The organism is Oleiphilus sp. HI0132 (genome assembly GCF_001635845.1).
The window spans coordinates 15580-27982 of the sequence record NZ_LWGJ01000391.1 but is presented as its reverse complement, the minus strand read 5'-3'; the positions used below and the strand labels follow the sequence as shown (position 1 = coordinate 27982).

Genomic DNA, 12403 nt, shown 5'->3' with positions numbered 1-12403 from the left:
AAAAGTCAGGTGAAAACTCGATAAGGCCAATAATATTAGAATTGAGTGTTAGTTTTTCTATGGTGTCTTCGAAGGTGAAGTCTATGTCGAAGGGTACATCTTTGTTTGGTGCTATGTTTGAAACCTTAATACTCGCAGGTGAAAGTTTAATGCTTTGGTTTTTGAGCTCTGATGTATAAGCAATGTTTAGGTTAGATATGCTTAGCTGGCTGAGTAAAAACGAAAGCTCAGAAGTCTTCTGGTTTTTTGAGTCTTGATTTGAATCTTTTGCTTTCGTTTCCGAGGTGTCTTTTTCCAGTGCCGCTGTTTCTTGTGTTGGTAGAATATTAAGCCAATTGGCTTTTCCTTGCTCGTCTTCAAATAGCGATATTTTTGCACTATCGAGAAGCAGGGTGTGAACGCTGGGTGAACCCTTGAGTAAAGAAAATAGGTCTACCTGCGCCAGTATTCTCTTAATAGATGCAAACGCTTGTCCATGCTGATCACTGATTTGCATATCGTTGATATCAATGCCGAGTGGGTACAAAGACCAGGTTAGGGACCCGTCTATCGATAAGTTTATTCCGGCTTGTTCTATAGCTTGCTGCTCAATCGTAGGTTTGAAGCGATTTGCATCTTGAAACTGAATGAACAGCGCGATACCTAGCACTGCTAATAAGGGCAGTCCGATAACCAAAAGTAAGCTGAATTTAAGAAATTTGTTCATTGCTGTATATGGCCCTTAATGAGTCGGTTTCTTGTTCAAGGTATCGTGGCTTTTTATCTTTGAAGTGTTTATTATTGCTGGTCTGCAGGATTATGTCATTGAAGCTTTTCGAATTTCTAATCGGAACGCTCATTAATAGGCTTGCCCGCACAGAAATACACCCTGAGAAAACCACCAGTGATAATAATAGTGAGGTAGGAAATGACCGTTAAAGTAAGTATTGATATTGATCGCGAGTTTACCGTTAAAGCCGATGCAAGCACTGCTTTTGCATTGTTGGCGGATGTGCCCGCTTCAGGCGCCCACTTCCCAAAAGTTGAAGCACTAACCGATCAAGGTGACAATACCTTTCTTTGGGAAATGGAAAAGGTAGGCTTGGGTGATCATGCAATCCAGACTGTTTATGCCTGTAAGTATTCTGCTGACGAAGCCGCATGTGAAGTTACTTGGACTCCTGTTAAGGGTGAGGGTAATGGCGTTGTATCAGGTAAGTGGGAAATAACCGAAGGTGACGGCGTAACTAACTTGAAATTAACGACTTCTGCGCAATTGACTTTGCCTTTACCAGGCCTGCTTAAGTTAGCAATTAGCCCGGTTGTTAAGCATGAATTTAGTGCAATGGTTGATGAGTATATCGACAACCTGAAAGGCGCATTGGCTTAGACCTTTTGTGCTGTGGATAAATAAGGCTATCTAATTTATCTATTTATTATTTTATTTTCGGAGAAGTAAATGGCTGAGAGAAAAGCCCAAGTAGAACGTAATACTCTGGAAACACAGATAAAAGTTTCTGTGAATCTTGATGGAACGGGTGAGGCTAAATTTGATACTGGCGTGCCTTTTTTAGAGCATATGATGGATCAGATTTGTCGTCATGGCATGATTGATATCGATGCGCACTGTAAAGGCGACTTGCACATAGACGATCACCATACCGTTGAAGATTTGGGTATTACACTAGGCCAGGCATTCTCTAAAGCTGTGGGCGATAAGAAAGGCATTCGTCGTTATGGCCATGCCTATGTTCCTCTAGATGAGGCATTGTCGCGTGTTGTTATCGACTTCTCTGGCCGTCCTGGCTTGGAATACGATATTCCTTTTACCAGAGGAAGTGTCGGCCGCTTCGATACAGAGCTGTTTTATGAGTTTTTTCAAGGTTTTGTAAATCACGCCAATGTAACTTTGCACATCGATAATCTGAAGGGTAAAAATGCTCATCATCAGATCGAAACGGTATTCAAAGCTTTTGGCCGCGCGCTTCGCATGGCTTTGGAACTTGATGAGCGAATGGAAGGAAAAATGCCGTCTACTAAAGGTTCTTTATAGAACCGGTTTCAAGTTGTACGACAGTTAATAAATAATACTGGCCTCTTTTGAGGTCAGTTGCTTTTTACGAGTGAGAAAAAATGACGACAATTGCCATTATTGATTATGGTATGGGCAATTTGCATTCGGTTTCGAAGGCATTTGAACACGTAGCGCCTGATGCAAAAGTCCTTGTAACTTCGGATGCGGATACGATTCGTGCATCAGATAAGGTTGTTTTGCCTGGTGTAGGCGCTATGCGCGATTGCATGGCTGAAATTAAGCGTTTGGGCTTTGATAGCTTAAGCATGGAAGTTTCCAAGGACAGACCTTTTTTGGGTATTTGTGTTGGCATGCAAGCTTTGCTTCAACATAGCCAGGAGAATGGAGGCGTTGATTGTATCGGTGCCTTCCCAGGCGATGTTTTGCATTTTGGCGAAAGCTTGTATGAAGAGAACGATAAGGGCGAGAAGGTTCGTTTGAAAGTACCGCATATGGGGTGGAATCAGGTGGTGCAGAATGGTGATCACCCTATGTGGCATAAGATCTCAGATGCCTCGCGTTTTTACTTTGTCCATAGCTATTACGTAGCGGCTGATCATCAATACTTGGCAGGTTCGGCCCAATACGGGAAGTCTATCGCTGCGGCACTTAGCCGAGATAGCATTTTTGCAGTTCAGTTTCACCCTGAAAAGAGCCAGCATGCAGGTTTACAGCTACTCAAGAATTTTGCGAACTGGTCTGGAAAATAGAAGGTACTAGTCAAGCGATGAATATCCTACCCTCAATTAACCTAATGCAGGCTAAATGTGTGCATGTGTCTGGTCATCACCTTGATCAGACCAAAGTTTACTCCGATGATGCGACAGACCTTGCCGGGCGTTGGATGGATGCCGGTGTGCAGGACCTTTATGTGTTTGACGTAGATGGTGCAATTCAGGGGCGGACGGCTCATGCAGAAATGATCGTTTCGATCGCTCAGCGTTTTCCAAATCTAAATTTACATGTTGAAGGTGGAATTCGTAGTGAATCTGAAGTTGAGCATTACCTGAAGTCTGGTATTAGAACAGTGACCTTAGGAACTAAAGCTATAGAAGATCCTGCGTTTATTGCTGAAATGTGTAAGCGCTTTCCTGAGCGCATTACGGTGAGCCTGTCACTGCTAGAGGGTCAGGTGTGTACACATGGTTGCCAGAAAACGTCACCAGTTACTGCCGAAACCTGGGCGCAGCAATTAAGTGCTGCTGATATTTCTGCTCTGGTTTATCGAGACCTTGGGCGTATAGGGAGCTGTCAGGGTGTTAATCTCGACGAGGCTATTAAGCTTGCTGAAGTCTCTCGCGTACCATTGTGGGTGACTGGCGGGGTAGCAGATATGGATGATATTCGTGCATTGTATTCCGAGTCTGAAGTGGGTATCGAAACCGTATTGGTTTCACGAGCTTTGGATGAAAAAGCCTTAAGCCTTAAAGAGGCTCAAGACTATTGTGAAGATTGAAATTATAAGTGGAGAGCTAGTTAATGGGCTTGGCTAAAAGAATTATTCCCTGTTTGGATGTTGATGAAGGGCGCGTTGTAAAGGGCGTACAGTTTGTTGATATCCGTGACGCAGGTGACCCGGTAGAAGTTGCCAAAAAGTATGATGAGCAAGGGGCTGATGAAATCACCTTTTTGGACATCACAGCGAGTCACCAAGGCCGTGACACAATGGTTCATACTGTTGAAAAAATGGCGAGTGAAGTGTTTATTCCGCTAACGGTTGGTGGTGGAATCCGAAAAGTTGAAGATATCCGCTGTATGTTGAATGCCGGCGCGGATAAGGTTGCGATCAATACAGCGGCAGTATTTAACCCAGAGTTTGTTCGTGAAGCTGCCGAGAAATTTGGCAGCCAATGTATTGTCGTCGCAATTGATGCGAAGAAGGTGAGTGCAGAGGGTGAAGAAGGTCGATGGGAAATCTTTACTCATGGTGGTCGTAAGCCTACAGGCTTGGATGCAATCGAATGGGCCAAGAAAATGGCTGATTACGGTGCTGGTGAAATATTACTAACCAGTATGGATCAGGACGGTATGAAAAACGGCTTCGACTTAGGCGTCACTAGGGCGATTACCGATGCTGTGTCTATTCCGGTTATAGCATCTGGCGGTGTGGGGAATTTACAGCACTTGGCAGATGGAGTTTTGGAAGGTGGCGCCGATGCTGTTCTGGCAGCAAGTATTTTTCATTTTGGAGAGTACAGCGTTCAAGAAGCCAAGGCACATATGGCCGATTGTGGTATTGAAATGCGCCTGTAGGTCTTAAGCGCGAGAAAGTTGTCTATTGTAGGCAGAGGGTTCAGGCGCACGATCAATTTCGTGCTAGCCCTCATGCGAGCCGTGGAAGGCGCTGCCTACAAAGCTTTTTAAATTCTATGCAACCTGATTAGATTCAGACTTGCTCTCAGGCTGGCAGTTGATCAGCATTAATGGTGCTTCGTTACCGTCTCTAAGAAAGCCTTCCACCACAAAGTCATCATTTTTACTTCTCATGATTCCATCTGCAGAGTCATCTCGACAAAATACTTTTTTGTTAAAGGTGACGATGTCGTTGATATTATCAAGACGTAAGGCTGTTACTTTGCCGCCAGTGCGCTCTACAAAAAGAATGATAGGACGGATGCTCGATAAGGCTCGCTCTTTGGTTAAATGGAACAGGTGGATCAATTCTGATAGCGTGGTTTGTCTTTCGGTGTTCAGAATCTTCATTGCTTCGTCGTGATCAGTCTGATTTAAGTTGAGTAAGGTTTCAGCTAAACCGTGTAACTTTTTATGGGGTTCATCAAAGCGCAGGAGGGCTTCTTTAAGCTCTTCAATATCTGTTTCGAACTGGTTGTACCACATGCCAAAAGCGCATTTGTTAGGGTCAAGCGCTTTAGTAAAGGGCGTGTTGTTTTTAAGTGATGACTCTAGTGCATCAAGCCAATCTCTATGTTGCTGCTCCATTTCGTTCAGTTTGGCAACCAGGTTGTTCATTAGGGTCTGGTGATTTTCAGAACCAATAAGCTGATTAAAATCGTACAGCTGAACAGTGTTGTTCTGGAAGGTAATCACTTCGTGATTAAACTCATCAAGCTCATTTACCTGAAGGTTTCTTTTCACGTCTTTCTCAATATAAAGTACTTGTTCCAGAGGGATGGCAAATGCGGCGTCAGCCGTCATAAAGGTAATCGCAGCAAGAGTGCCGTCGTGAAATAAGCTGTCTATATTTTTGCCGGACATGGTGATAAACCTCGGGTTTGAAATGTGTTCGCTATAATCCTTGAAAGTGCGGAGGCACCGCGCATATTTAGTATAGACCTGATAGAAAATCTGACCAGTAAAGATCGACTAAATTAATTATCACGAAAAATAACTGTTTATGGATCGGTAGGAAGAATTTATAGGGTGTCTTGATATTCTTGCGGAATTCTTTGCGGGCTGTAGTTTGCGTGCTTTAAGGTGTCTGACGTGGATGATTTACTTTGTGCTAGTCGAGGAACTTTGTTTCTTGCAGCAAAGATGTTTTGCATGCTCTGTCCAGGGTTTTGTATTTGCCAGATAGCGCTAGCAGAAGCGATACTGATACCTTTTTCGTCAAGCTTTGTCAGAGCCCAGCTCAAGTATTCAACTGTGACTTTGTGAGGGTGGGCGATTGCTATGGCTGTGCCATTCTTCTTTGCTAGTTCGACTAGCTTGATAAACTGAGCTTGAACAAATTTTCGGGTTTGAAAATGGTCAAGAAAAACATCCCGGCTTATGTTAGGGATTTGGTGCGCTGCGGCAATTTTGGCGGCAACCGAGTTGGCAGAGGTGCGACTATCCAAGAAAAAGAAGGGGTGCTGTTTAACCGTTTCCATTACCCACTCCATAACCTTGTTTTGAGTTGTCAACTGACTGCCCATATGGTTATTCAGGCCTACCATATGCGGAATCGAGATAAAGCTTTTTCGCAAGGTTTGCTTAATTTGCATCTCACTCATGCTTTCGGTTAAACCGCCCTTACCGAGCTTAATCCCAAGCTTATTTTGCATGGGCGAGTGGAGCATGATTTCCTTGCCATTCTCTTTAGCTCTTTCGATTAGGGCTCGTGTATGGCGTCTTTCTGGTAGAAAAGACAAAGTAAGGGGGTAGGGTAGGTCAATTAATCGGGAGCCGTTCTCCAGGTGATTCCCCATATCGTCAATGACGATCGCGATGGTCGGTTGCTGCTTTAGTTCTGCAGCAACGGGAAAAGCAAGCACGACAGTAGTCAGGATAAAGGTGACTACTGTACTGAGCTTGAGGAGATAGTTACTCACCTTGTGGCGTGCCTTCTTCAGCTAGGTTTTCAGCCTCAGTTTGGCTCTCTGGTGTTTTGACGGAAGAGTTCTTTTGCTTAACTTTTAGAATATCCAAAGCCTTTAGCAAACTTAAAGCTTCCTGAAGCTGGAAGTCTTTTTCCAGCATGGATTGTTGACGAGAAACTTCTGAGTCTTCGCTTTCTTCTTTGCTGGATTCATTCTTATTTTGGTTGCCGTTACTTAAGTGACCGGCTAGATCAGACTCTCGATAAAAGGCTTTGGTTTTTTCTTCACTCAACTTGGCTCGGTTAACTTCTATATCGGGCTCGATACCTTGCGCCTGAATCGAGCGGCCATTAGGGGTATAGTAGCGGGCCGTTGTTAGCTTAAGCCCATATTCAGCATCAAGAGCCATGACGTTCTGTACAGAGCCTTTGCCGAAGCTCTGTGTTCCCATTATGACTGCCCGATTGTGATCTTGAAGTGCTCCGGCCAAGATTTCAGAAGCTGATGCGGAGCCTCCATCAATAAGAACGATAATGGGTATGCCATTAGCATCGTCACCAGGTGTCGCGTTAAAGCTTAAATCGGCTTCGCTAGCACGGCCTTTTGTATAAACGATGAGACCTTCTTCAATCAACTGGTCGGCAACTTCTACTGAAGCACGAAGTACGCCTCCAGGGTTGTTTCTTAAGTCAATAACTAAGCCTGCAAGTTCTTCAGTTTCATCTTGAAGCTTTTTAAGGCCTTTGGCGAAGTCGCTACCAGTTTGTGCCTGAAATTGAGTGATACGGATGTAGCCGTACTGCTCATCAAGTACTAGCGTTTTGACGCTGGTTACTTGAATAATGTCACGTACGACTTTTATTTCTAATGGCTCGCGCTCGCCTTCACGGACGATGGTCAATGTAATCGGCTCACCCGCTTCACCACGCATCGTGTCAACAGCTTGATCAAGACTCATTCCTTTTACGGGTGTTTCATCTAATTTGATAATTAAATCGCCAGCCTCAATGCCTGCTTTCTGAGCGGGGGTATCATCAATCGGCGCAATAACTTTTACAAAGCCATTCTCCATACCTACCTCTATACCCAAGCCGCCAAATGTGCCTGAAGTGTTCTCTTGCAGGTCTGAAAATGCGCTTGGCTCAAGATAAGCTGAGTGTGGGTCAAGCCCTGACAACATGCCACGAATCGCATATTTTAGCAGGGTAGCGTCATCTATTTCTTCGACGTAGGCATTCTTAATTTTGCCAAATACATTGGTAAACTTTCGCAGCTCATTTAAAGGTAAGGGGGCAGTCGCTTGTTCCGAAGCTAAATTAGTATCTTGTATACCAGCACTTTCAGTTTGCTGGGAAAGTGCGGGCTGACTGAAAGATAAGCACCCAGCCAGAATAGCGCTGTAAGTGCAGATGCGTTTGCGGCGTGATGTCATTAAAGGTAAGGAACGAGAAACTAATTTCATTAAGTGGGTCCTGAAGAATTTATTTTCGTAGCCATCGGCTAGGATTTAAAGGCTTTCCGTCTTTTCTAATTTCAAAGTATAGCCCTGTTTCACTTTTTGCATTACTTTGCCCTGCATAGGCGAGAACTTCACCTGCTCTAACCCAGTCTCCGGTATCTTTTGCAAGGCTCTTATTGTTACCGTACAAACTCATGTAATTATTACCATGATCGATAATAATGAGCAAACCAAAGCCACGTATCCAGTTAGAAAATATAACTCTTCCAGAATGGATGGCTTGAACTTCCTGGTTGTTTTTTGTCTCAATATGAATGCCATTGAGCTTTAGCTTACCCTGAGCAATTCGACTACCAAAGCGCCCAATGACTTTACCTTTCGCAGGCCACGGAAGCTTGGTTTTTTGTTTGCTAAACGGAGCGGCGTCGTCAGGGAGGGGGATGTTGGCAATGGCTTGCTCTAATTCGTTCAGAAGCTTCTCTAGGCGCGCTTGGTCTTTGCGCATTTTTTCAAGACGCTGCGTGTTATTTTTTATATTGGCCTTGAGTTTTGCGAGTACCTGTTTACGAGCTGCTTGTTCTTTTTTCAGCTCTAAGCGCTGTTGTTGTTGAAGCTTATGCTGTTCGTGCAGTTTATTTTTCTTAACAAGTATTTTTTTCTCGGTATTTTTTATGATGTTAAGAATGTCTTGTACCTCGGAAATTTTTTCACTACGCGCTTCATTAATATAGGCAAAGAAACGCATATCCTTAGCAAGTTCCTGGGGGTTATTAGAGTTTAAAAGAAGTTTGGTTTGAGATTGTTCCCCGTGCAGGTACGCACGTTGTAATTGCTTTATTAAGAACGACTGCTGTTTTTTTAGCGCCTTTGTTTGTTGAGAGTGGTCTTTTTCCAGCTTTTTAAGCTCTTTGGTTTGCTTCGTTATATTTGCTTTGCTGGTACGAATTGACTTGCTTAGCTTGCTGATAGCTTTTTCTTGCTTCTCCAGTGCTTTTGAAAGCCCGGTTTTTTCAGTATTAGCGCGATTCAGCCAGCGATTGATTTTGGTGATGCTGGATTTAAGTTGAGCGAGTTCACGCTCAGAGTGTTCTTGAGAAACTTCTGCAAGACTTGGGTTTGCTACGAGTGAAGCTAACAAACAGAATGTAAGCAGAAGGTATTTCATCGATTAGTGAGGAGCCTTGAGAGCATGTTGATAATTAATACTAGCATGCATATTAAGTTAATCGACCAAGACATTAGAGGGTTCCTACAATCCACGAAGAGCATAAGAATACTCTAGTGCTCTTCTTAAAGGATTGATTATTATACACTGAGGCTATTGCAGACTATTTTCCGATTAGTGACATTCCCGTCATTTCTGAAGGGATATCGATAGACATCAAATCGAGCAAGGAGGGTGCGATATCGCTTAATTTACCACCGTCTTTGAGTGAAATGTCTTTATCACCTAAATATATCAGTGGTACGGGCAATGTGGTGTGAGCGGTGTGTGCCTGTCCTGAATTGGGATCAAGCATTTGCTCTGCGTTACCATGGTCTGCGGTAATCAAACATTGGGCCTTACTTTCTTCAAGTGCGGTTGCCACACGTTCCAGGCAGCTATCGAGGCATTCTGCTGCTTTGACAGCGGCTTCGAGTTTTCCTGTGTGGCCAACCATATCGCCGTTAGCAAAGTTGCAGACAATCAAATCATATTCTTGACTCTTAATCGCTTCGACCAGCTTGTCAGTAACTTCAGGAGCGCTCATTTCAGGTTTTAGGTCGTAGGTTGCTACATCTGGAGAAGGGATGAGTTCGCGAGTTTCGCCTTTAAATAATGCTTCCCGGCCACCACTGAAGAAAAAGGTGACGTGGGCATATTTTTCGGTTTCAGCAATTCGAAGTTGGGTTTTATCCAGCGTCTCCATGTATTCACCCAAGCAATTGGGTAGGTCCATTGGAGGGTAGGCACAGCTAGTTGCAATGTCTGCAGAATATTCCGTTAGCATGACAAAGTCGGCAAGCTTAGGTGCCTTGGATTTCTCAAAACCTTCGAAATTTGTATCAACAAAGCTTCGGGTTAATTCGCGTGCTCTGTCTGCTCGGAAGTTCATAAAGATAACCGCATCGCCGTCATTGATCTGGCCAGAGTTCGCATCTCCAATGGCTGTGGCTGAAACAAACTCGTCGTTTTCGTCACGCTGATATGCCGCTTCAAGTGCTTGAGTAGGCGTTTCGTAACGATAATCAGACTGTCCTTCAGTTAAAAGGTCATAAGCTAGTTTTACACGATCCCAGCGATTATCTCTATCCATCGCGTAGTAACGGCCGACCATGCTAGCGATTCTACCAATACCTAGATCAGAAAGTTGCTTTTCCACAGCTTCTAGAGAGGGCTGTGCACTGCGCGGAGGTGTATCTCGGCCATCGAGGAATGCGTGAACGTAAACTTCTTTGGCGCCTTTTGTTGCCGCTACTTTAATGGCTGCCTGGATGTGGTCGATATGACTGTGAACACCACCCGGAGACATTAACCCCATAAGATGGATTGCTTTGCCGCTTTCTACTGCGCTGTTTATAGCTTTGCAGATGGCTTCGTTATTTTCGAATGTTCCTTCGTCAATATCCTTGGTGATACGGGTGTAGTTTTGGTAGACGATTCTTCCGGCACCGAGGTTCATATGACCCACTTCAGAATTTCCCATTTGCCCATCAGGTAGGCCCACGGCCATGCCAGAGGTTTGAATCAGGCTATGAGGACGCTCTTGCCAAATTTTATCCCAAAAAGGTGTGCTGGCTTGACGAATAGCATTTGCATCGGTTTCTTCACGGTGGCCCCAGCCATCGAGAATGATTAGTGCGGTGGTCTGTTTACCCATATTAACGTACTACCTAATGTAAAGTTTTAAACGGCGCGCAGTGAACCTCGTGAAATTACTCTCATACAAGGTTCCAATAGTGACGCGGATTTTACCGTTATTTTGGACGGTTGGCGACCTAGAGTGTCAGAATTAATTAGTGTGTCGTTGTTTAGTTGTTCTCGCTGCATTAGGTTCTAGCTATTGAGGTGCCAGGAGGGGCGTGTGTATAATGCGACTCCTTTTGCGTGAGGCTATGGAGTAGAGCGAGTGAAACAAGATTTACTGGCGCTACTCAGGGCAGAGCTTCTACTTTATCTGGCAATTTAGCCGGTTTTACTGTTGTGGACTGAGTAATGGATCGTTTATTTGAATTTATTGGTAATCATATTGAGCTTTCAGGTTTGTTTGTCGCGTTGTTGGCTGCACTATGGTTTACCGAGAGATCGCGTTCTGGAAGAGCCGTTAGTCCTCAAGAGGCGACGCTTTTACTAAATAAAGATCAGGCTGTGATCGTTGACTTACGTGACAAGAAAGACTTCTCTGAAGGTAAAATTACAGGTGCCTTGCATATTCCTTTTGCAAACTTGAAAGAGCGATCGACTGAGCTGGAAAAATATAAGGATAAGCAAATTATCCTGGTAGATAAAATGGGTCAGCACTCTGGAATGGCGGGTAAGACTTTGCAGGCAGAAGGTTTTGAGAATGTCTGCCGTATGAGTGGTGGTATTGCTGAGTGGAAAAATAGCAATATGCCTCTGGTTCGTAAATAAACACAATAGCTAAGAGTCAATAAAATGGTCGTAATGTATTCTTCAAAATTCTGCCCGTTTTGCTTTCGTGCTAAAGCGCTTCTTCAAAAAAAGAAAGTAAACTTTGATGAAATTCTAGTGGATGCAGATCCATCTATCAGGCAAAAGATGATGAAAGAATCTGGCCAGCATACAGTGCCACAAATCTGGATTGGAACAACTCACGTAGGTGGCTGTGACGACTTATTTGCTTTAGAGGCAAAGGGTGAGCTAGACGCTTTATTGGAGACCTTATAGCTTATAAGGTTATTCCTATCGCAAAAACTAAAAAAAGAGCTTGATAGGCTCGCATTTTTAACTAGCACCGCCTAGTATTTAACTTTTGGCTCGTCAGCTTAAGTTTTACGAGCTGTTATCAAATTATCAAGAATTAGGATCCATCATGTCAGAGAATGAAACGCCTGAAGTTGGCGCTCAAGAGGAACAGCAGCCACAAGTCAACTTTGCCCTACAGCGCATCTATGTAAAAGATATTTCCTTTGAGTCACCGAACTCACCCATGGTTTTCCAGAAACAATGGAAGCCAGAAGTGAAAATGGATCTCAATACTAAAAATGCTGGTTTAGGTGAAGATCACTATGAAGTAGTTGTTTCAGCTACTTTTACCGTTTCAGTCGAAGGTATGACGGCTTACATTGTTGAAGTTCAGCAAGCGGGCATCTTTAAGCTTGAAGGTCTAGAAGGTATTCAATTGGCACAAGCGCTAAATGCGTTTTGCCCAAATCTTCTATTCCCTTACATGCGTGAAACTATTGACACAGTTGTCGTTAAAGGTAGCTTCCCGGCAATGATGGTTGCACCGGTTAACTTCGATGCTATCTTTGCTCAAGCTGTAATGAAGAAGCAAAAAGAAGCGCAAGAAGCGGCTGAGAAAAAAGCGGGTAGTGAGTCTACTCACTAAGCCTCTTGTTATGAAAGAAGAAAGCAGTGCTATGTCGCACTGCTTTTTTGTTTGAGCGCATTTTTTTGTTATTTCT

The 12403-nt window shown here is 43.9% G+C and carries 14 protein-coding genes; 8 read left to right on the top strand and 6 right to left on the bottom strand.

Features of this window, described 5'->3' with window-relative positions:
* Positions 1 to 706: AsmA family protein (locus tag A3766_RS04880; RefSeq protein ID WP_156508694.1), on the bottom strand; the 706-nt coding region annotated here is incomplete at its 3' end.
* Positions 707 to 907: 201 nt separating this feature from the next.
* On the opposite strand from A3766_RS04880, the gene A3766_RS04875 reads away from it, so the two are divergent.
* The 5 genes from A3766_RS04875 (at position 908) to hisF (ending at position 4306) form a co-directional block, all read left to right on the top strand.
* Entirely contained in the window at positions 908 to 1369 is a 462-nt protein-coding gene (locus A3766_RS04875) for an SRPBCC family protein (RefSeq protein ID WP_068511282.1), read from the top strand.
* Between the two features lie 69 nt (positions 1370 to 1438).
* A complete protein-coding gene (gene hisB / locus A3766_RS04870) occupies positions 1439 to 2032 on the top strand; it encodes an imidazoleglycerol-phosphate dehydratase HisB (RefSeq protein ID WP_068511279.1) in 594 nt (197 codons plus the stop codon).
* An 80-nt stretch (positions 2033 to 2112) separates the two neighbouring features.
* Complete coding sequence (hisH, locus tag A3766_RS04865) at positions 2113 to 2763, top strand: imidazole glycerol phosphate synthase subunit HisH (protein ID WP_068511277.1); 651 nt, start codon at positions 2113 to 2115, stop codon at positions 2761 to 2763.
* Between the two features lie 17 nt (positions 2764 to 2780).
* Positions 2781 to 3509 carry a HisA/HisF-related TIM barrel protein gene (locus tag A3766_RS04860; RefSeq protein ID WP_068511275.1) on the top strand — a complete coding sequence of 243 codons (729 nt, stop codon included), beginning with the start codon at positions 2781 to 2783 and terminating at the stop codon, positions 3507 to 3509.
* Positions 3510 to 3532: 23 nt separating this feature from the next.
* Positions 3533 to 4306: an imidazole glycerol phosphate synthase subunit HisF gene (gene hisF, locus A3766_RS04855; protein ID WP_068511272.1), complete on the top strand. Its 774-nt coding sequence runs from the start codon at positions 3533 to 3535 to the stop codon at positions 4304 to 4306.
* A gap of 114 nt (positions 4307 to 4420) precedes the next feature.
* On the opposite strand, the gene A3766_RS04850 is transcribed toward hisF, so the two are convergent.
* The 5 genes from A3766_RS04850 to gpmI all read right to left on the bottom strand — a co-directional run bounded on the left by A3766_RS04850 (position 4421) and on the right by gpmI (position 10635).
* Positions 4421 to 5269: a CZB domain-containing protein gene (locus A3766_RS04850; protein WP_068511269.1), complete on the bottom strand. Its 849-nt coding sequence runs from the start codon at positions 5267 to 5269 to the stop codon at positions 4421 to 4423.
* Positions 5270 to 5427: 158 nt separating this feature from the next.
* Complete coding sequence (locus tag A3766_RS04845; RefSeq protein ID WP_068553865.1) at positions 5428 to 6327, bottom strand: divergent polysaccharide deacetylase family protein; 900 nt, start codon at positions 6325 to 6327, stop codon at positions 5428 to 5430.
* On the bottom strand, positions 6320 to 7777 hold the full coding sequence (locus A3766_RS04840; RefSeq protein WP_068511265.1) for a S41 family peptidase: 1458 nt from the start codon (positions 7775 to 7777) through the stop codon (positions 6320 to 6322). The genes A3766_RS04845 and A3766_RS04840 overlap by 8 nt, the downstream gene beginning before the upstream one ends.
* Positions 7778 to 7796: 19 nt before the next feature.
* Positions 7797 to 8939 carry a murein hydrolase activator EnvC gene (locus A3766_RS04835; RefSeq protein ID WP_068511263.1) on the bottom strand — a complete coding sequence of 381 codons (1143 nt, stop codon included), beginning with the start codon at positions 8937 to 8939 and terminating at the stop codon, positions 7797 to 7799.
* A gap of 163 nt (positions 8940 to 9102) precedes the next feature.
* The gene (gene gpmI, locus A3766_RS04830) at positions 9103 to 10635 is read right to left on the bottom strand and encodes a 2,3-bisphosphoglycerate-independent phosphoglycerate mutase (RefSeq protein WP_068553192.1); all 1533 of its coding nucleotides are present in this window, start codon (positions 10633 to 10635) and stop codon (positions 9103 to 9105) included.
* Between the two features lie 335 nt (positions 10636 to 10970).
* Here gpmI and A3766_RS04825 point away from each other — a divergent pair, with 335 nt between their 5' ends.
* From A3766_RS04825 to secB, 3 genes are all read left to right on the top strand, one after another.
* The gene (locus A3766_RS04825) at positions 10971 to 11387 is read left to right on the top strand and encodes a rhodanese-like domain-containing protein (protein ID WP_068508189.1); all 417 of its coding nucleotides are present in this window, start codon (positions 10971 to 10973) and stop codon (positions 11385 to 11387) included.
* 24 nt (positions 11388 to 11411) lie between these two features.
* Positions 11412 to 11663 carry a glutaredoxin 3 gene (gene grxC / locus A3766_RS04820; protein WP_068511259.1) on the top strand — a complete coding sequence of 84 codons (252 nt, stop codon included), beginning with the start codon at positions 11412 to 11414 and terminating at the stop codon, positions 11661 to 11663.
* A 145-nt stretch (positions 11664 to 11808) separates the two neighbouring features.
* Positions 11809 to 12327 carry a protein-export chaperone SecB gene (gene secB / locus A3766_RS04815; protein ID WP_068511257.1) on the top strand — a complete coding sequence of 173 codons (519 nt, stop codon included), beginning with the start codon at positions 11809 to 11811 and terminating at the stop codon, positions 12325 to 12327.
* Positions 12328 to 12403 lie beyond the last annotated feature (76 nt).